Here is a 17,045-nt window from a genome sequence, read left to right as displayed (position 1 = left end):
TCTTAGATACGTACGGCGTACGTAGTACGATGGCGGCCGCGTGCGCTTCTACGTACGCTGTACCTAGAGAAGGGGCAGAGCCATGTCCGACACCGCCCGGCCCGCCATCGAGATGGCGGGCGTGGAGAAACGATTCGGGGCCACCGAGGCACTGCGCGGCCTCGACCTGACCGTCCCGGCCGGCACCGTCTGCGGCCTCCTCGGCCCCAACGGCGCCGGCAAGACCACCGCCGTCCGCGTCCTCGCCACCCTGGTCGCCCCCGACCGGGGCACCGTCCGGGTCGCCGGGCACGACGCCGTCCGCGACGCCGAGGAGGTCCGGCGGGCGATCGGCCTCGCCGGGCAGCACGCCGCGCTGGACGAGGGCATCACCGGCCGCGACAACCTCCACCTGTTCGGCCGGCTGCACCGCCTCGGCGCCCGCCGGGCCCGGGTGCGCGCCGACGAACTGCTGACCCGCTTCGGCCTCGCCGAGGCCGGCGACCGGCTGGTCCGCACCTACTCCGGCGGCATGCGCCGGCGCCTCGACCTGATCGCCAGCCTGGTCACCAGCCCGCCGGTGCTCTTCCTGGACGAGCCCACCACCGGGCTCGACCCGCGCAGCCGCCAGGAGATCTGGGACACCGTCAAGGAGTTGGCCCGCGGCGGCACCACCGTGCTGCTCACCACCCAGTACCTGGAGGAGGCGGACCGCCTCGCCGACGACGTCGTGGTGGTCGACCACGGCGCCGCGATCGCCACCGGCCCGCCGGCCCGGCTCAAGGCGGCGATCGGCAGCCAGGTCTCCGTCACCCTGGCCGATCCGGGACAACTCGGCTCCGCCGCCGTGGTGTTGTCGAGCCTGTCCGGCGGCGACGCCCAGGTGGACGTGGCCGAACGGGCGGTCACGGTCCTCACCCCGCCCGGGGCGAACGTCCTGCTGCCGTCGCTGGTACGGGAGTTGGACGCCGTCGGCGTCGTCGCCGAGGACGTCGCCGTCCGGGCGCCGTCGCTCGACGACGTGTTCCTCGCGCTCACCGGTGGGTCCGCCGCTGCGGGGAGGGCTGCCTGATGTCCGCCGTCCTCCACGCCGCTCCGCGTCCGTCCGCCGGGGCCCGGCTGGTCTCCGACACCGGCACCTCGATGCTCCGCATCCTGCTCAACTACCGCCACTCGCCAGGCCTGTTGGCCGCCTCCCTGGGCGTGCCGGTAGTCATGGTGGTGGTCTTCGGGTACGTCTTCGGCAGCGCCATCCAGGTACCCGGCGGCGGGGACTACCGGGAGTTCCTGATGCCCGGCCTGTTCGCGATGGTCGCCACCAACGGCATCATGCCGACCATGGTCGGCGCCGCCCGCGACGTCGGCCGCGGGGTCACCGACCGGCTGCGCTCGATGCCGGTCTCCCGCACCGGACTGCTGCTCGGGCAGACCCTCGCCGACCTGCTGGTCAGCCTCGTCGTGCTGGCACTGCTGGCCCTGGTCGGGCTGGCCGCCGGATGGCGCGCCCGGCACGGCGCGGCCGACGCACTGGAGGCGTTCGCGCTGCTGCTGCTCTTCCGGTTCGTGATGACCTGGGTCGGCACCCTGCTCGGCCTGGCCGTCGGCAAGGAGGAGGCGGCCGGTCAACTCTCCGTCGTCGTCTTCCCGTTGGCGATGGTGACCAACGCGTACGTACCCACCGGCGGGATGCCCGGCTGGCTGCGGACGGTCGCGGACTGGAACCCGATCAGCTCGGTGGTCGAGGCCGCCCGTGAGCTCTTCGGCAACCCGGCCGCGCCCGGCACCGCCTGGCCGATGCAGCACGCCGTCCTGGCCACGCTGCTGTGGAGCGCCGTGCTGCTCCTGCTCTGCGGGCCGCTGGCCGTACGGAAGTTCGCCACCCACGGGCGGTGACCCGGCCGGTCCGGCGAATGTGCTGGACACCATGGCCGGTGTGGCTTTAGGTGGGGCGCCATGGAGTACACCCACCTCGGCCGCACCGGCCTGACCGTCTCCCGCCTCTGCCTCGGCACCATGAACTTCGGCCCCCACACCGAGGAGGCCGAAGCCCACCGGCTCATGGACACCGCCCACGAGCGCGGCATCAACTTCTTCGACACCGCCAACTCCTACGGCCGCGACCCCGAGGGCAGGCTCAAGGGCCGCACCGAGGAGATCATCGGCCGCTGGTTCGCCCAGGGCGGCGGCCGCCGCGAGCGGACCGTGCTCGCCACCAAGGCCTACGCCGAGATGAGCGACTGGCCCAACGAGGGGCGGCTCTCCGCGCTCGCCGTCCGCAAGGCCGTCGAGGCCAGCCTGCGGCGGCTGCAGACCGACCACATCGACCTGTACCAGATGCACCACATCGACCGGGACACTCCCTGGGAGGAGATCTGGCAGGCGATGGAGGTCCTGGTCGCCCAGGGCAAGATCATCTACGTCGGCTCCAGCAACTTCGCCGGCTGGCACATCGCCCAGGCCCAGGAGTCCGCCCGCTCCCGGCACTTCCTCGGCCTGGTCAGCGAGCAGTCCCTCTACAACCTCCTCGACCGCGCCGTCGAACTGGAGGTGATCCCCGCCCTCCAGCACTACGGCCTCGGCCTGCTGCCGTGGTCCCCGCTGCGCAGCGGCCTGCTCGGCGGCGTCCTGCGCAAGGAGCGCGAGGGCACCCGGGTACGCGGCGCCCTGGGCTACGTGAGCGAGCTGCTGGAGAAGCACCGTGAACGCCTCCAGGCCTACGAGGACTTCGCCGCCGAACTCGGCACCGACCCCGCCGACCTCGCTCTCGCCTGGCTGCTCTCCCGCCCGGCCGTCACCGCCCCCGTCATCGGCCCCCGCACCCCCGCCCACCTCGACGCCGCCGTCCGGGCGCTCGACCTCACGCTCGACCGGAAGACCCTGGACCGCCTCGACGAACTCTTCCCCGGCCACCGCCCCGCCCCGGAGGACTACGCCTGGTAGCCCCACCACCCCTCGGCCCCGGCCACCGGACCGGGGCCGAGCGGGCCTTCCCCGGCAGCCCTGCCGGCTGTGGTAGCAAGGCAGGCATGACGGAGCGGATCGGGGAGCGGGGGGCGTACCACCACGGTGCGTTGCCGGAGGCGCTGGTGGCGGCGGCGTTCGAGGTGCTGGACGAGCAGGGCCAGGAGAAGGTGAGCGTGCGGGAGGTGGCGCGCCGGGCGGGGGTGTCGGCAGGGGCGCCGTTCCGGCACTTCGCAGACCGGCAGGCGTTGTTGACGGCGGTGGCGGACCGGGTGCTGACGGACTTCTACCAGTGGCAGGAGGCGGAGGTGGCGGCCGCGGAGGCGGCCGGCGGGTCGGCGATGCGGGCGCTGGGGCTGGGGTTCGTCCGGTACGCGCTGCGCCATCCGCGGCGCTACGAGCTGGTGCGCTCGCGGGTGTTCACGGCCGCCCGGGATCCGGAGCTGCGGGAACAACTGGACTGCATGGACCGGGCGTTCACCGAACTGATCCTGGCGGACCAGCGGGCGGGGCGGCTGGGGCCCGGTGATCCGGGGCAGGTGCTGCTGGCCGGGCAGGCGCTGGTCTACGGGCTGGCGCAGATGATCGTGGACGGTTACCTGCCCGCGGACCGGGCGGAGCAACTGGCCGTCCAGGTGCTGGACACCTTCCGTCGGGGGATCTCCAACGGTCCTGAGAAGTAGTCGAATTGGGACTGCGGCGAGCCTTGACCGCCCTGCCGGGCCCTGATGTAATCACCGATTACATGGGGGTGCGGGTCGGTTCCGGGGAGGCCGGGAATGTCCAAGGGGAAGACGTTCGTCCACTCGATGTTCGCGAGGCCACGGCGGGGCTACACCACCGCCGCCGCCACCGGCGACACCGTGGTGCTGCTGATCGGCATGCGGGTCAACCGCTTCTGGGCCGTCCACCACTGGGGCCCGGTGATGTTCGCGATGTTCCGGATGCTGCGCGAGCTGCGCCGCAGCCCCGAACGCGGCCTGCGCGGGCGCATCCTGCTCACCGCCTCGCCGCGCACCTACTACGTCGTCCAGTACTGGGAGTCGAAGGAGGCGCTGTACCGCTACTCCACCGCACCGGACGGCTTCCACCACACCGCCTGGGGCATCGCCAACCGGAAGGTGCGGGAGGGCCGGACCCGGGGGCACGTCGGGCTCTGGCACGAGACGTACATCGTCCCCGAGGGCGGCTACGAGTCGATCTACTTCGACATGCCGGCCTTCGGGCTGGCCGGTGCGACCGGGCAGGTGCCGGTGGAGGAGCGGGGCCGGCACGCCGCCCAGCGGCTGGCCTTCCGCTCGGGGACGGAGGCGGCGAAGGGCGCGGGCTCGGGCTCGGGCTCGGGCTCGGGGGAGACCGCGGGCTCGGGGGACGAGGTCGACGCCCGGGCGGACGCCCCAGGAGTGTCGTGAGGCATCGGATGGCCCCCGGTGTGGGAGCGTCGGGGGATGGTCGATCAGGGCGGCGCCGCGCGGCCGGCGCGGATGGTGCACGAGGTGCCGTACCGGGCGCAGTGGGAGTCCGCGGAACTGGTGCGGGACATCGTGGACGGACGGCTGGACGCGGCGCGGGACCCTCGCTGGGGCCAGTCGGGGGCGGCCACCCCGGAGGAGTACGCATGGTGGTCCTGGCGCCTGTGCGGGGTGGCCTGCCTGCGGATGGTGCTGGAGCACTGGTGGGGCGTGACCCCGACGGCGATGGCGCTGGCGGGCGAGTGCGTGGCGGCCGGCGCGTACGTCCGGGACGGTGAGAGCCTGCGCGGGCTGGTCCACACGCCCTTCGCGGAGTACGTCCGGCGGCGCTGGGGACTCGTCGCCCGCGCCGCGGAGTTGACGCCCGCGGAGGTGGCGGCCGAGGTGGCGGACGGCCGGCTGGTGATGCTGTCGGTGCACCCGTCGATCCGGGAGCCGAACGGACCGGAGCCGGTCCGGCGGGGCGGGCACCTGGTGCTGGCGGTCGGCTCCACGGAGACGGCGCTGCTGATCCACAACCCCTCGGGCTTCCCGGGGGAGTCGCAGGCCTTCGCGCGCGTTCCGTGGCGCTCGTTCGGGCCGTTCTACGCCGGGCGGGGGATCGTGCTGGGGCCGCCGCCCGGCGTCGAAAGCTAGCGTGACCGGCCGGGGCGGCGCCGAACGGCGGCCGGCTCGCCGGAACGACGGTCAGGTGTTGTCCGGCAGCCCCGCCGGGTAGAACGGCAGACTGCTGCGGCACAGCGCCGAGATCGGCTTCAACGCGGCGGCCAGCCGGTCGAGTTCGGCCCGCGGGTAGTCCTCCCAGACCCGGGCCGCGGCCAGGTCGGTGGCCGCCTCCAGGGACTGGTGGCGGATCCGCCCGAGCTCGGTCACCGTGCCGGCCGCCGTCAGCCAGCCGCGTTCGACCAGGCGTCCCGCGGCCGCGTCCCACTCCGCGTCCGTCCAGCCGCGCACCGGCTGGAGCTGCTCGCGCCGCATGTCCATCGCGCAGCGGATCACCAGCGCCTCGCAGCCGTCCAGCCCGGCGGCCACCAGCGCGGCCACGTGGCCGTCCCCGCGGTGCTCGCGCATCACGGTGGCGGCGCGCCAGAGCCGCTCGTACAGCCCGGTCGGCGTCGGGAGCGCGGCGTTGGCCGCGGCCAGCACCCGGCCGGCGCAGTCCAGCCGGGCGGTGGCCTGCTCCAGCGTCTCGACCGCCTGCTCCACCTGCTCCCGGTCCACGTGCTCCAGCAGCCGGGCCAGCGCCGCGCCCGCCCCCTTGCCGCGGGCGGCCAGCGCCTCCTCCGGGCCGGCCAGCGACCAGATCGCCGGCAGGGCGCGTTCGACCATCGCCGGAGCGAAGTTGAAGAAGGCGGCGATCACCGGAGGGGCGTCCACCGCGCCCAGCGGGGCGGAGCGGCCGCCGAAGTAGCCGCGCCAGAAGCCGCGCAGCCCGGCCTCCTCGAAGGCGCCGCGACACTCGGGCTGGAAGTAGGTGACGGCGTGCACCGGCTCGAAGAGCCACCAGAGCGCGCGGGCGGGATGGACGAGATCGGCCATCGGGAGACCTTCCTCGGACGGGGCTCCGGGCGGGCGCGGGGAGCTCGACTGGTCGGCACGGCACACGACGGTCGCGCGGGTGGCGGGGTACCGGGGCCACCCGGGCGGGCGCGCGGGCCGTTCACGTGCTGATGACCACGGAGGAGGCCCCGGTAATCCTCGGCGCGATGTGGCGGAGGTCACATGCCGCCGGGCGTCAGTGGTCCACCGGCGGCATCGCGAGCGGGTTGACCGGCATCCGTTCGCGGCAGATCGCCGCGATCGGCCTCAAGGTGGCCGCCAGGCGGTCGAGTTCGCCGTCCGGCAGCCCCTCCCAGACCCGGCCCGCGGCCAGGTCGGTGGCGGCCTCGACCGACCGGTGCCGGCTCCGGCCGAGCTCGGTGACCGCGCCCCGGGCCGTCAGCCAGCCCCGCTCCACCAGCCGTGCCGCGGCGGCCTCCCACTCCTCGTCCGTCCAGCCGCGCATCGGCTGGAGCACCTCCCGGCTGGCGTCCAGCGCGCAGTGCAGCACCGGCGCCTCGCAGCCGTCCAGCCCGGCCGCGACCAGCGCGGCGACATGGCCGTCCCCGCGGTGCTCGCGCAGCACGGACGCGGCCTGCCACAGCCGCCCGTGCACGTCCGCGGGCCGGGGAAGCGCGGCGTTGGCGGCGGCCAGCACCCGTCCGGCGCAGTCCAGCCGGGCCACCGCCCCCTCCAGCGCGGCCGCCGCCGACTCGACCAGCCCCGGCTCCACCGGCGCCAGCAGCCGGGCCAGCGCGGCCGCCGAGCCCTCGGCCCGGGCGGCCAGCACCCGCTCGGGGCTCGCCCGCGTCCACGCCTGCGGCAGGGCGCTCTCGACCAGCGCGGGGGCGAAGCTGAAGAACGCGGCGACCACCTGCGGGGCGTCCACCGCGCCCAGCGGGGCCGCCCGCCCGGCGAAGTAGCCGCGCCAGCCGCCGTCCAGGCCGGCCGCCTCGAAGGCCGCCCGGCTCTCGGGCTGGAGGAAGGTGACCGCGTACACCGGCTCGAAGAGCCGCCACAGCGCGCGGGCGGGGTGGACCGGCTGGACGGGCTGGACGGGGCCGGGATCGGACATGCGGGAGACCCTCCTCGGGGCAGCCGGTGGCCGGCCGGGGCGGCCGGACTGGCGCGGCCCGACGGGCAGTGCGGGCCGCTCACCACCTGATGGCCACGGCGGCGGCCCCGCCAACCCCGGCCGAGGTGTGATCACGGTCACGCGGGGCATACGCGGTGCGACCGGCAGTCGTCCGGCGCGAGATGATGGGACGAGGTGCCCGCCCCCGGGTGCCCAGCCCTCGCAAGCCCCCGTACGAAGGTAGTCGGTCATGGCCCAGATCAACCCCAGCATCCTGTCCGCGGACTTCGCCCGGCTCGCCGACGAGGCCGAGGCCGTCCGGGGTTCCGACTGGCTGCACGTGGACGTCATGGACAACCACTTCGTGCCGAACCTGACCCTGGGCATCCCGGTGGTCGAGTCGCTGGCCCGCGCCACCGACATCCCGCTCGACTGCCACCTGATGATCGAGGACCCGGACCGCTGGGCCCCGCAGTACGTCGAGGCCGGGGCCGGCTCGATCACCTTCCACGTCGAGGCCGCCGCCGCGCCCGTCCGACTGGCCCGCGAGATCCGCGCCAAGGGCGCCCGCGCGTCGATGGCGCTCAAGCCGGGCACCCCGATCGAGCCCTACGAGGACCTGCTGCCCGAGCTCGACATGCTGCTGATCATGACGGTCGAGCCCGGCTTCGGCGGCCAGGCCTTCCTGGACATCATGCTGCCGAAGATCCGCCGCACCCGGGAGCTGATCGCCAAGCACGACCTGGAGCTCTGGCTGCAGGTCGACGGCGGCGTCTCCGCGAGCACCATCGAGCGCTGCGCCGAGGCCGGCGCGGACGTGTTCGTGGCCGGTTCGGCCGTGTACGGCGCCGAGGACCCGGCCCAGGCCGTCCGCGACCTGCGCGAACTCGCCGACAAGGCGTCGGCCGAGGCCTGGTGGGCCTGCGAGCACTGAGGCGCACCCGAGGGCCCGTGGGGCCCCGCTCGTCGCGCTGAGGCCGGATGGCCGGGCACGGGTGGAGGAACGCCGCGCCGTGGCGGATGATCGGTGACGACGTCCTCCGGGCCCCGCCCGGCCCGGCCCCTCCGTACGGTGGTGGAACCGCGATGAGCAACCTCGACCTCAGGCCCACCCCGACCAGCTGCGGTCGCGAGGCCAGCGGCGGCCCGGTGAAGGATCTCCTGACGGGCCGTCAAGTACCGCTCGGCGAAAGCACGGTGGTGCGTCGACTGCTCCCCAACCTGGGCCGCCGGATGGTCGGGGCCTGGTGCTTCGTGGACCACTACGGCCCGGACGACATCGCCGACGAGCCCGGCATGCAGGTCCCGCCGCACCCCCACATGGGCCTGCAGACGGTCAGCTGGCTCCACCAGGGCGAGGTGCTGCACCGCGACAGCCTCGGCAGCCTCCGGACCGTCCGGCCGTACGAACTGGGGCTGATGACCTCGGGCCGGGCGATCTCCCACTCCGAGGAGTCCCCCCGCCCCCACGCCCGCTACCTGCACGGCGCCCAGCTCTGGGTCGCCCTCCCGGACGCCCACCGGCACACCGACCCGGCCTTCGAGCACCACCCCGACCTGCCCGTGGTCACCGCCCGCGGCCTGCGCGCCACCGTCATCCTCGGCACCCTGGACACCGCCACCTCGCCCGGCACCACCCACACCCCACTGGTCGGCGCCGACCTCGCCCTCGCCGACGGCACGAACCTCGCCCTCCCGCTGGTCCCCGAGTTCGAGTACGCCGTCCTCGCCATGACCGGCCGGATCGACGTCGACGGCGTCCCGGTCGAACCCGGCTCGATGCTCTACCTCGGCTGCGGCCGCCGCGAACTCCCCCTCCTCGCCCGCTCCGAGGCCGCCGTCCTGCTCCTCGGCGGCGAGCCCTTCGAGGAGAAGATCGTCATGTGGTGGAACTTCATCGGCCGCACCACCGAGGAGATCGCCGAGGCCCGCGCCGCCTGGACGACCGGCACCCGCTTCGGTGAGGTCCACGGCTACGCCGGCCCCCGCCTCCCCGCCCCGGAACTCCCCGCGGCGCCGCTGAAGCCCCGCGGCCGCGAACGCTGAGGCCGGGGCGTCGACGACGGGGCGACCGCGGGGGCGGGCCCGTGGCCTCGCCGACGGTGCCGGTTCGGTCGGCCGCCCGGTCGGCGAAACCCGCGGGTGAAACATCCCGCCGCTGAGGGCCGCGGCCTGCTACAGTTGTGATAGTTGCAGTAGTGGTTCCCATGAACTTTGTGTGCGCCTGCTGATGTATCGCAGGCGCATTTTCTGTTCTCCGGCTTGTTCCGGCGGGCGCTCCATGCGGTGACTCGAAGCCCGCGCCGTGCGGGTTTCGGATAGTCCCTTGAAGGAGATTTTTGATGGCTAATGGCACTGTGAAGTGGTTCAACTCGGAAAAGGGCTTCGGCTTCATCGAGCAGGAGGGTGGCGGCCCGGACGTCTTCGCCCACTACTCGAACATCAACGCCAACGGCTTCCGTGAGCTGCTTGAGGGCCAGAAGGTCGAGTTCGACGTCACGCAGGGCCAGAAGGGCCCGCAGGCCGAGAACATCCGCCCGCTGTAGTTCTTCTGCCGAGGGGCCCGCACCGCGCACACGTGCCCGGTGCGGGCCCCTCGGTCGTCGCCGCCACGGCACACCCCTCCGGCCGTTCAGGCCCCCCTGGCTCCGCCACCGGCGGCCATCCCCACGCGAGACGCACGGCGCTGCGTCCGGATCGGCGCCCTGCCGTCACAGCTCACGGTTCCCGGTTCTTCGCTCCCGCCCCGCCGCGGAGAGCGCCGACCGCGGGTGACGTGCCGAACGATTCCACCGTCCACGCTTCGCCCGTCACACTTCCGGCCCGTTTCCCTGCGGTCTCCGCCCGGCGCCCCGTGCCACGGAGCCCTCCTCGCGACGTGCCGCTCCGAGGAAGGTCTTCCGCATGGCCCACTCCAGTCGCTCCTCCTACCGCAACGCCGACTCCCGCTCCGCGACCGGCTCCCGCTCGGGTGGCGGCTCCTCGTACGGCGACCGGCCTGCCGAAGGCCGGCCCTCCTACCGGCGCGGTGCCCCTCAAGGCGCCTCGGTGCAGGGCGAGTTCGCGATGCCGGTGAGCACCACCCCGGCACTGCCGGCCGTCTCGTCCTTCGACGAGCTGGACCTGCCGGAGGCGCTGCTGTCGGCGCTGACCGGCCAGGGCGTCACGGAGCCGTTCCCGATCCAGGCCGCAACGCTGCCGAACTCGCTGGCGGGCCGCGACCTCCTCGGGCGGGGCCGGACGGGCTCCGGCAAGACCATCGCGTTCGGCCTCGCCGTGCTGGCCCGCACCGCCGGGCGGAGGGCTGAGCCGCGCTGCCCGCTGGCCGTGGTGCTGGTCCCCACCCGCGAACTCGCGCAGCAGGTCACCGAGGCCCTCACCCCGTACGCCCGGGCCGTGCGCCTGCGGATGGCGACCGTGGTGGGCGGGACGTCGATGAGCCGTCAGGCATGGCTGCTGAACCGCGGGGCGGAGGTCGTGGTGGCCACGCCGGGCCGACTGAAGGACCTGGTCCAGCGTGGTGACTGCCGGCTGGAGCGGGTCGGCGTCACGGTGCTCGACGAGGCGGACCAGATGGCCGACATGGGCTTCCTGCCGCAGGTCACCGAGCTCCTCGACCAGGTCGCCGAAGGCGGCCAGACCATGCTGTTCTCCGCCACCCTGGACCGCAACGTCGACCTCCTGGTGCGGCGCTTCCTCAAGGACCCGGTCACCCATTCGGTGGACCCGTCCAAGGGAGCGGTCGGCACCATGGAGCATCACGTGCTGCACGTGCAGAGCTTCGACAAGAGCGCCACGATCGCCCACATCGCCTCCCGCGACGGCAGGGTGATCATGTTCGTCGACACCAAGCACGGCGCCGACCGCCTGGTGGAGGACCTGCTCGCGAACGGGGTGAAGGCCGCGGCCCTGCACGGCGGCAAGTCCCAGCCGCAGCGCACCCGCACCATGGAGCAGTTCCGCACCGGCGAGGTGACCGCGTTGATCGCGACCAACGTCGCCGCCCGCGGCATCCACGTCGACGGGCTCGACCTGGTCGTCAACGTGGACCCGCCGGGCGACCACAAGGACTACCTCCACCGGGGCGGCCGCACCGCCAGGGCCGGGGAGTCCGGCACCGTCGTCACGCTGGTGCTGCCCAACCAGCGCCGTGCGACGGCCCGCATGATGACGACGGCCGGCATCACACCCGTGACCAACAGGGTCACCGCCGGTGACGAGGACCTGGCCCGCATCACCGGCGCCCGCGTGCCCAGCGGCATCCCCACCGTGATCCCGGACCCCGTCATCGAGCGGCCGCGCCGCGGCTCGTTCACGGGCCGCGACCGCCGCGGCCGCCCCGCGCACGCCGTCGGTGACACCCGGGCCGCCGCCGGCCGCGATGACCAGGGCTCCTCCGGCCACCGCCGGCCGCCCGGCCGCCCCGCCCGGCTCGGGTAGCACCGCCGGGCCCGGCTCGCGGCGCGGGCCGGGCCCGAGCGATTCTCCCGTTCCGCCGCACTGCCCCGGAAGCCCTCGCCCGGCCGGCTGAGGGCCGGAGAACCAGGGGTGCCGGGTTCTTCGCGCCCGTGGCGCGCGGCGAGGTGCTCGCCGTGCTGAACGCGCTGTCCGGCACCGAACGTGAGGGGGACTGAGTGATGGCCATGGAGACACCGAGCCTGCACCTGACGGACATCCGGCTGCCCGCCCGGGAGCCGTTCGACTTCCGGGCCTCGCTCGGGTTCATCGGCTCCTTCCCGGCGATGGCCGGGCAGCAGGGCACCGCGCAGGCCGCGCTCACCCTGGCCTTCCGGGAGGCGGGGGCGACCGTGGGCGTACGGCTCACCGCCGCGCCCGGGGCGCCCGGGCTGGTCGGCCGCGTCGCCGCGGAGCGGCCGGTCGGCGAGGAGGTGCTGCGGGCCGTCACCGAGCGGCTCGACCGCTACCTCGGGCTGTCCGACGACCTGACCGAGTTCTACCGGCTGGCCAGCCAGGACGAGCCCTTCGCCCGGGTGGTGGAGCGGCTGCACGGCTACCACCAGGTCAAGTTCCCCTCGCCGTTCGAGCTGCTCTGCTGGGCGATCCTGTGCCAGCGCACGCCGATGCCGGTGGCCCGGGAGATGAAGCGGGCGCTGGTCGAGGCGGTCGGCAACCGGATCGACGTGGGTCCCGAGCGGCTGTGGGCGTTCCCGGACGTCGAACAGCTGGCCCGGTTCGACGAGGGCGAGTTGCTCGCCCTGATCGGCAACCCGCGCAAGGCGGGCTACCTGTACCGCTCGGTGCGGCTGTGGGCCGGTCTGGACGAGCACTTCCTGCGCACCGGTCCGTACCAGGAGGTGCGCGAGCAGTTGCTGGCGCTGCCCGGGATCGGTGACTGGTCGGCCTCCTTCCTGCTGATCCGGGGGCTCGGGCGGATGGAGCGGATCGAGCTGGACAAGGAGATGGGCCGGGCCCTCCAGCGGGTCTACCGGCGCCCGGTCGACGAGGCGGAGTTCCGTCGGCTGGCCGACCACTACGGGCCCTGGCAGGGCTACTGGGGGCACTACCTGCGGGCCGGCGGCTGACCGGACGGGACCGGACCGGACGGGACGGGACGACGCGCCGGGCGGGGACGGGACGGGACGACGCGCACCGGGCCACACGGCGGGCGCCCGTTGCGGCGTACGGGGGGACCTGTCCGGACGGACGTCCGATGGCCGGGCGTCGGGCAGGTCCCGCGGTTAGCGTGGCCCGCATGTACAACGACGGTCTGGTGACGTGCACCGCACGTGAGCTCGTGATTCGCCGGTACTACTTCCCGCTGGCCTCCGCCAAGCGGATCCCCTACGGGCGGATCCGCGGGCTTCAGCAGGTGCCGCTGAGCAGGGTCGGCGGGCGGTGGCGGATCTGGGGGTCCGGGGACTTCGTGCACTACTTCAACCTCGACCCGGGGCGGGTGGACAAGAGCGTCGCCTTCGTCCTCGACCTCGGGGCGCGGGTGAAGCCGGTCATCACCCCCGACGACCCGGAGCGGCTGGTCGCGGCGCTGGCCGAGCACCGGATCCCGGTGACCAGGGGGTAGTTCGGGTCCCCAGGGGCCGCGACGGGCCCAGCGCGGGCGACGAGCTCAGCGCGGACGACGGGCCCGGCGCGGCCGCGGGGCGGCGTCAGCCGAGGGCCGGGCGGTGGCGGGGCCAGGTCGGGTGGTGCTGGTCGATGACGTAGTGGTGGCCGTGCTGCCAGGCGCCGCCGCCGGCGGGATGGGCGTCGGCGAGATGGGGATGGCCGGCGGGCAGGTCGGTGTGGAGGTGGCTGAGGGCGTCCGGGTCGCCGGTGGGCCAGAGGGTGGTGGCGGTGACGGCGGCGGCGAGGGCGAGTGCGCCGAGGACGGCGGCGGTGGCCGGGAGGCCGGCGCCGGCGGCGAGCCAGCCGGCCAGCGGGTAGGTGAGCAGCCAGCAGCCGTGCGACAGCGAGAACTGGGCGGCGAAGGCGGCGGGCAGGTCGGGGTCGGCGGCGGAGCGCCGGATGACCCGGCCGCCGGGGGTGAGGACGGCGGAGCCGGCGGCGCCGACCAGGGCCCAGGCGGCGAGCAGGGCGAACCAGCTGCCGGGGCCGGCCGGGGCGGCGGTGATCGCGGTGACGGCGGCGAGCACACAGGGCAGGGCGAAGGCGGCGGGCAGCATGACGGACCGGTCGCTGACCCGGGCCAGCAGCCGGGGCAGCAGCACCGCGGCGAGCATCGAGCCGACGCCGTACGCGCCGAGGGCCAGCGAGACGGCTCCGGCCGGGCGGTGGAAGTGGTCGCGGACGACGTTGACGGTGTCGACGAAGACGATCGCCCCCGCGGCGGCGACCGCGAGGTCCAGGGCGAGCAGGGCCCGCAGCCGCGGGGTGGCCAGGAACAGCCGGGTGCCGGAGGCGGCCTTGCGGTAGAGGCCGCCGCGGCCTCCGACCGGCTCGGGTTCGGGCCTGTCGTCGGCCCGCAGGCGGGAGTCCGGGGGCAGGCCGGTAGGGAGGACGGCCGAGACGACCAGGGCGGCGGAGGCGAGGAAGCCGGCCGTCGTGCCGACGAACAGCCAGTTGTAGGAGACCACCGAGAGCAGCACCGCGGCCAGGGCCGGGCTGAACAGGGACTCGAAGTCGTAGGCCAGCCGGGACATCGACAGTGCCTGGGTGTAGTCGCGTTCGGCGGGCAGCACGTCCGGGATGGTGGCCTGGAAGGTCGGGGTGAAGGCGGCGGAGGCGGCCTGGAGCAGGAAGATCAGGACGTAGATCTGCCACACCTGGTCGACGAACGGCAGGGCGAGGGCGACGCCGGCCCGGGTGAGGTCCATGCCGACCATCAGGGTGCGCCGGGGGATCCGCCCGGCGAGGGCTCCGGCGATCGGTGCGACGGTCACGTAGGCGACCATTTTGATCGCCAGAGCGGTGCCGAGCACGGCCGAGGCGTTGCTCCCGGCGATCGAGTACGCCAGCAGCGAGAGCGCCACGGTGGCCAGGCCGGTGCCGGTCAGGGCCACGAGCTGGGCGGTGAACAGGTGGCGGTAGGTGCGGTTGCGCAGCACGGTCAGCATGGGCCCGTCCCGGGGGCGGCGAGGAGGGGGTACGGGCTCATCATAGTTAATGCGTGCGTACGTGTGCACCTGTCGGGCGGGCCGGACGGCCCCCGGGGGCGGGCGAGTCGTCAGTCGTGCGGCGGCAGGTGGGCGATCTGGTGGTCGGCGACGTTCAGCGCCTCGTCCACCAGTCGGCGCAGGTGGCCGTGCCGCAGCGAGTAGACCACCCGTCGGCCGTCCTTGCGGGTGGTGACCAGCCCGGCGAGGCGCAGCTTGGCCAGGTGCTGGCTGACCGACGGGCGGGCTGCGCCGGTCGCCTCGGTCAGCGTGGTCACGTCCGCCTCGCCCCGGCCGAGCCGCTCCAGCAGCGCCAGTCGGGTGCGGTCGGCCAGCAGGGCGAGCACGGACGCGGCCACGTCCAGCCGCGCCTCGGCCCGCTGCTGCGAGCGGTGTGCATCTGCCAGATCGGTGCCGGAGCTCATGGCGCCATGGTAGGGCCCGTGCACAGGTGCGCTCATGACGACCGCCCGCGGCGCCGGCGCCGGTAGGCGAGGGTGACGGCCGCCAGCAGCGGCCCCCAGAGCAGCAGCGGGGCGTAGCAGGCGACCAGGACGACGGTGTGCCAGTCGCCCGTGAACACGGGGATGCCGTCCCGCAGCGGACGGCCCTGGAGCGTGCGGCCGGTGGAGAGCAGCACCGTGAACAGCAGGCTGCTGGCGGTGAGCACGATGGCGCCGAGGGCGGCCGGGACGACGGCCGCGGCGACCGGGACGGGGCGTCCGCCCAGCAGCGGGAGCCGGCGCGGGAACACCTCGCCCCAGCGGGCGACCAGACCGAGCGCGGCGAAGGCGAACAGCTCGGAGACGGCCGACAGCAGCACCACGTACAGCTCCAGCGGCAGCCACCACGGCAGGTTGCCGGAGTCCTGCACGGCGTCGCCGTCCAGCGGGACGTGGAAGGTGCAGGTGGCGATCCGCCAGGCGCTGGACGGCAGCACGGTGAACGGCACCGCCCGGGCGGCGATCCGGGCCCAGCGCGGCACGCCGGGGACGGGGGTGTGGGCGGCGGCCCATGCGGTGCGCAGGCGGCCTGTGGCGGGGTGCGGGTGAGCGGTGGTCATGCGCGGTTCTCCGGTCCGGCGGGGGCTGTGCCCCAAACGCTCGCAGCCGGACCGGGAGGTGGGCCTCGACCGGCGGGAGGAACCGCCTCCCCCCGCCGGGGGAGTGGGCCCGCCTCCCCCCGCCGGGGGAGTGGGCCCGTCAACCGACGTCGGAACGCTCAGACCGCCAGCTGCTCCTCGGTGGCCGGCGCCGGGGCGGGTTCGAGGTCGCCCAGTCGCGGGATCACGATCAGGGCGGCGAGGATCAGGGCACCGGCGATGACGATCGGGGCGCGGACGCTGACGGTGGCCCCGATCCAGCCGCTGAGGCCGGCGCCGATCAGCATCCCGATCCGGGTCAGCATCAGGTAGCAGCTGTTGACCCGGCCGAGCAGCTCCTTCGGCACGGTCTGCTGGCGCAGCGAGATCGCCTGGACGTTCCAGGTCACCACCCCGAAGTTGCCGAGGGCGAACAGCGGCGCCACCGCGAACACCGAGGGGCTCAAGCCCATCAGCAGCAGCGCCGAGCCCATCAGGACGAAGGAGAGGGTGATCCGGGCCCGACGGCCCATCCGCTCGCTGATCCGGCCGGCCAGCATGCTGGCCGCGGTGCCGCCGGCCACGCCGGTGGCGAGGACGGCGCCGTACGCCCAGGTGGGTTCGTCCAGGGTCCGGGTGACCAGCAGCGCCATCATGGTGATGCCGAGTGCGGAGGCGCCGCCCGCCAGGGCGGAGAGCGAGGCGACCAGGCGCAGCTGCTTGTGCCGGTACAGCCAGCGGACGCCCTCGCGGACCTCGGCCATGACCCGGCGGTCGGACTTCGCCCGGGGGGCGCCGGAGCGGCCGGTCGCGGCGACCAGGGCGGCGGCCACCGCGAAGGAGGCGCCGTCCACGGTGAACGGGTAGCCGGCGGCGACGGCGAACAGCGTGGTGCCGACCAGCGGACCGACCATCCGGCCGACCAGCAGGCCGCCCTGGAGGCGGCCGTTGGCGACGTCGAGCCGGTCGGAGCTGACCACGTCCGGGATGGTGGAGGTGGCGGCGTTGGCGAACACCGTCTCGCCGCAGCCCAGGACGAAGGCCAGGGCGGCGAGCAGGGCGACCGGCGGGGTGGTGGAGAAGACGCAGGCGGCGAAGCCCAGCACGATGGCGGCGCGTCCGAAGTCGATCGTCCACATCAGCCGGCGGCGGTCGAAGCGGTCGGCGATGACCCCGCCGAACAGGGCCATCAGCAGCCAGGGCAGTGATCCGGCCACCGCGACCACGGACACCGAGGACGGGGAGTCCGAGATGGCCAGTGCGAGCAGCGGCAGCGACGAGTCCCGCATGCCGTCGCCGACCGCTGAAATCGAGGAGGCCGACCACAGCATGGCGAATTTCCGGCCCAGTTGGGGCCTGGTGCGGTG

Annotated in this window: 18 protein-coding genes; 12 read left to right on the top strand and 6 right to left on the bottom strand. The window is 74.3% G+C overall.

Annotation, left to right across the window (positions count from 1 at the left end; all coding sequences use genetic code 11):
* Window positions 1-82: 82 nt before the first annotated feature.
* From ACZ6Z8_RS24405 to ACZ6Z8_RS24380, 6 genes are all read left to right on the top strand, one after another.
* Window positions 83-1,051: an ATP-binding cassette domain-containing protein gene (locus tag ACZ6Z8_RS24405; RefSeq protein ID WP_465612191.1), complete on the top strand. Its 969-nt coding sequence runs from the start codon at window positions 83-85 to the stop codon at window positions 1,049-1,051.
* Window positions 1,051-1,872: an ABC transporter permease gene (locus ACZ6Z8_RS24400; protein WP_465612190.1), complete on the top strand. Its 822-nt coding sequence runs from the start codon at window positions 1,051-1,053 to the stop codon at window positions 1,870-1,872. Before ACZ6Z8_RS24405 ends, ACZ6Z8_RS24400 begins: the two co-directional genes overlap by 1 nt.
* Window positions 1,873-1,932: 60 nt before the next feature.
* Entirely contained in the window at window positions 1,933-2,919 is a 987-nt protein-coding gene (locus tag ACZ6Z8_RS24395) for an aldo/keto reductase (protein WP_465612189.1), read from the top strand.
* 86 nt (window positions 2,920-3,005) lie between these two features.
* A complete protein-coding gene (locus tag ACZ6Z8_RS24390; protein ID WP_465612188.1) occupies window positions 3,006-3,623 on the top strand; it encodes a TetR/AcrR family transcriptional regulator in 618 nt (205 codons plus the stop codon).
* 126 nt (window positions 3,624-3,749) lie between these two features.
* Window positions 3,750-4,352 carry a DUF4188 domain-containing protein gene (locus ACZ6Z8_RS24385; protein WP_465612221.1) on the top strand — a complete coding sequence of 201 codons (603 nt, stop codon included), beginning with the start codon at window positions 3,750-3,752 and terminating at the stop codon, window positions 4,350-4,352.
* 36 nt (window positions 4,353-4,388) lie between these two features.
* Window positions 4,389-5,048, top strand: a complete 660-nt coding sequence (locus ACZ6Z8_RS24380; RefSeq protein ID WP_465612187.1) for a C39 family peptidase — start codon at window positions 4,389-4,391, stop codon at window positions 5,046-5,048.
* Window positions 5,049-5,099: 51 nt separating this feature from the next.
* On the opposite strand, the gene ACZ6Z8_RS24375 is transcribed toward ACZ6Z8_RS24380, so the two are convergent.
* Window positions 5,100-5,951, bottom strand: coding sequence for an SCO6745 family protein (locus ACZ6Z8_RS24375; RefSeq protein ID WP_465612186.1), 852 nt, complete (start codon window positions 5,949-5,951; stop codon window positions 5,100-5,102).
* A 196-nt stretch (window positions 5,952-6,147) separates the two neighbouring features.
* On the bottom strand, window positions 6,148-7,026 hold the full coding sequence (locus ACZ6Z8_RS24370) for an SCO6745 family protein (protein WP_465612185.1): 879 nt from the start codon (window positions 7,024-7,026) through the stop codon (window positions 6,148-6,150).
* Window positions 7,027-7,276: 250 nt separating this feature from the next.
* Here ACZ6Z8_RS24370 and rpe point away from each other — a divergent pair, with 250 nt between their 5' ends.
* The 6 genes from rpe to ACZ6Z8_RS24340 all read left to right on the top strand — a co-directional run bounded on the left by rpe (window position 7,277) and on the right by ACZ6Z8_RS24340 (window position 13,066).
* Window positions 7,277-7,960, top strand: a complete 684-nt coding sequence (rpe, locus tag ACZ6Z8_RS24365; protein ID WP_402816472.1) for a ribulose-phosphate 3-epimerase — start codon at window positions 7,277-7,279, stop codon at window positions 7,958-7,960.
* 152 nt (window positions 7,961-8,112) lie between these two features.
* Complete coding sequence (locus ACZ6Z8_RS24360; protein WP_465612184.1) at window positions 8,113-9,072, top strand: pirin family protein; 960 nt, start codon at window positions 8,113-8,115, stop codon at window positions 9,070-9,072.
* Between the two features lie 296 nt (window positions 9,073-9,368).
* A complete protein-coding gene (locus ACZ6Z8_RS24355; protein WP_045694210.1) occupies window positions 9,369-9,572 on the top strand; it encodes a cold-shock protein in 204 nt (67 codons plus the stop codon).
* Between the two features lie 358 nt (window positions 9,573-9,930).
* Window positions 9,931-11,466, top strand: coding sequence for a DEAD/DEAH box helicase (locus ACZ6Z8_RS24350; RefSeq protein ID WP_465612183.1), 1,536 nt, complete (start codon window positions 9,931-9,933; stop codon window positions 11,464-11,466).
* Window positions 11,467-11,669: 203 nt separating this feature from the next.
* Window positions 11,670-12,569: a DNA-3-methyladenine glycosylase family protein gene (locus ACZ6Z8_RS24345; RefSeq protein ID WP_465612182.1), complete on the top strand. Its 900-nt coding sequence runs from the start codon at window positions 11,670-11,672 to the stop codon at window positions 12,567-12,569.
* A gap of 170 nt (window positions 12,570-12,739) precedes the next feature.
* Window positions 12,740-13,066 (top strand): hypothetical protein, encoded by a 327-nt coding sequence (locus ACZ6Z8_RS24340; protein WP_465612181.1) that lies wholly within the window; start codon window positions 12,740-12,742, stop codon window positions 13,064-13,066.
* Between the two features lie 85 nt (window positions 13,067-13,151).
* Here ACZ6Z8_RS24340 and ACZ6Z8_RS24335 read toward each other — a convergent pair whose 3' ends face one another.
* The 4 genes from ACZ6Z8_RS24335 to ACZ6Z8_RS24320 all read right to left on the bottom strand — a co-directional run bounded on the left by ACZ6Z8_RS24335 (window position 13,152) and on the right by ACZ6Z8_RS24320 (window position 17,009).
* Entirely contained in the window at window positions 13,152-14,558 is a 1,407-nt protein-coding gene (locus ACZ6Z8_RS24335) for an MFS transporter (RefSeq protein ID WP_465612180.1), read from the bottom strand.
* A gap of 110 nt (window positions 14,559-14,668) precedes the next feature.
* Entirely contained in the window at window positions 14,669-15,022 is a 354-nt protein-coding gene (locus ACZ6Z8_RS24330; RefSeq protein WP_449784712.1) for an ArsR/SmtB family transcription factor, read from the bottom strand.
* Between the two features lie 32 nt (window positions 15,023-15,054).
* Complete coding sequence (locus ACZ6Z8_RS24325) at window positions 15,055-15,660, bottom strand: hypothetical protein (RefSeq protein WP_465612179.1); 606 nt, start codon at window positions 15,658-15,660, stop codon at window positions 15,055-15,057.
* Between the two features lie 158 nt (window positions 15,661-15,818).
* On the bottom strand, window positions 15,819-17,009 hold the full coding sequence (locus ACZ6Z8_RS24320; RefSeq protein ID WP_465612178.1) for an MFS transporter: 1,191 nt from the start codon (window positions 17,007-17,009) through the stop codon (window positions 15,819-15,821).
* Window positions 17,010-17,045 lie beyond the last annotated feature (36 nt).

The sequence above is a fragment of the Kitasatospora sp. NPDC101108 genome (assembly GCF_055584725.1).
The sequence above is the reverse complement of the archived record's forward strand: the minus strand, read 5'-3'. Positions and strand labels throughout refer to the sequence as shown.

Excerpts from the sequence above, each read along its gene's own strand:
- ACZ6Z8_RS24405 (WP_465612191.1), top strand. The coding sequence starts at position 83 with ATGTCCGACACCGCCCGGCCCGCCATCGAGATGGCGGGCGTGGAGAAA.
- ACZ6Z8_RS24400 (WP_465612190.1), top strand. The coding sequence starts at position 1,051 with ATGTCCGCCGTCCTCCACGCCGCTCCGCGTCCGTCCGCCGGGGCCCGG.
- ACZ6Z8_RS24395 (WP_465612189.1), top strand. The coding sequence starts at position 1,933 with ATGGAGTACACCCACCTCGGCCGCACCGGCCTGACCGTCTCCCGCCTC.
- ACZ6Z8_RS24390 (WP_465612188.1), top strand. The coding sequence starts at position 3,006 with ATGACGGAGCGGATCGGGGAGCGGGGGGCGTACCACCACGGTGCGTTG.
- ACZ6Z8_RS24385 (WP_465612221.1), top strand. The coding sequence starts at position 3,750 with ATGTTCGCGAGGCCACGGCGGGGCTACACCACCGCCGCCGCCACCGGC.
- ACZ6Z8_RS24380 (WP_465612187.1), top strand. The coding sequence starts at position 4,389 with ATGGTCGATCAGGGCGGCGCCGCGCGGCCGGCGCGGATGGTGCACGAG.
- ACZ6Z8_RS24375 (WP_465612186.1), bottom strand. The coding sequence starts at position 5,951 with ATGGCCGATCTCGTCCATCCCGCCCGCGCGCTCTGGTGGCTCTTCGAG.
- ACZ6Z8_RS24370 (WP_465612185.1), bottom strand. The coding sequence starts at position 7,026 with ATGTCCGATCCCGGCCCCGTCCAGCCCGTCCAGCCGGTCCACCCCGCC.
- rpe (WP_402816472.1), top strand. The coding sequence starts at position 7,277 with ATGGCCCAGATCAACCCCAGCATCCTGTCCGCGGACTTCGCCCGGCTC.
- ACZ6Z8_RS24360 (WP_465612184.1), top strand. The coding sequence starts at position 8,113 with ATGAGCAACCTCGACCTCAGGCCCACCCCGACCAGCTGCGGTCGCGAG.
- ACZ6Z8_RS24355 (WP_045694210.1), top strand. The coding sequence starts at position 9,369 with ATGGCTAATGGCACTGTGAAGTGGTTCAACTCGGAAAAGGGCTTCGGC.
- ACZ6Z8_RS24350 (WP_465612183.1), top strand. The coding sequence starts at position 9,931 with ATGGCCCACTCCAGTCGCTCCTCCTACCGCAACGCCGACTCCCGCTCC.
- ACZ6Z8_RS24345 (WP_465612182.1), top strand. The coding sequence starts at position 11,670 with ATGGAGACACCGAGCCTGCACCTGACGGACATCCGGCTGCCCGCCCGG.
- ACZ6Z8_RS24340 (WP_465612181.1), top strand. The coding sequence starts at position 12,740 with ATGTACAACGACGGTCTGGTGACGTGCACCGCACGTGAGCTCGTGATT.
- ACZ6Z8_RS24335 (WP_465612180.1), bottom strand. The coding sequence starts at position 14,558 with ATGCTGACCGTGCTGCGCAACCGCACCTACCGCCACCTGTTCACCGCC.
- ACZ6Z8_RS24330 (WP_449784712.1), bottom strand. The coding sequence starts at position 15,022 with ATGAGCTCCGGCACCGATCTGGCAGATGCACACCGCTCGCAGCAGCGG.
- ACZ6Z8_RS24325 (WP_465612179.1), bottom strand. The coding sequence starts at position 15,660 with ATGACCACCGCTCACCCGCACCCCGCCACAGGCCGCCTGCGCACCGCA.
- ACZ6Z8_RS24320 (WP_465612178.1), bottom strand. The coding sequence starts at position 17,009 with ATGCTGTGGTCGGCCTCCTCGATTTCAGCGGTCGGCGACGGCATGCGG.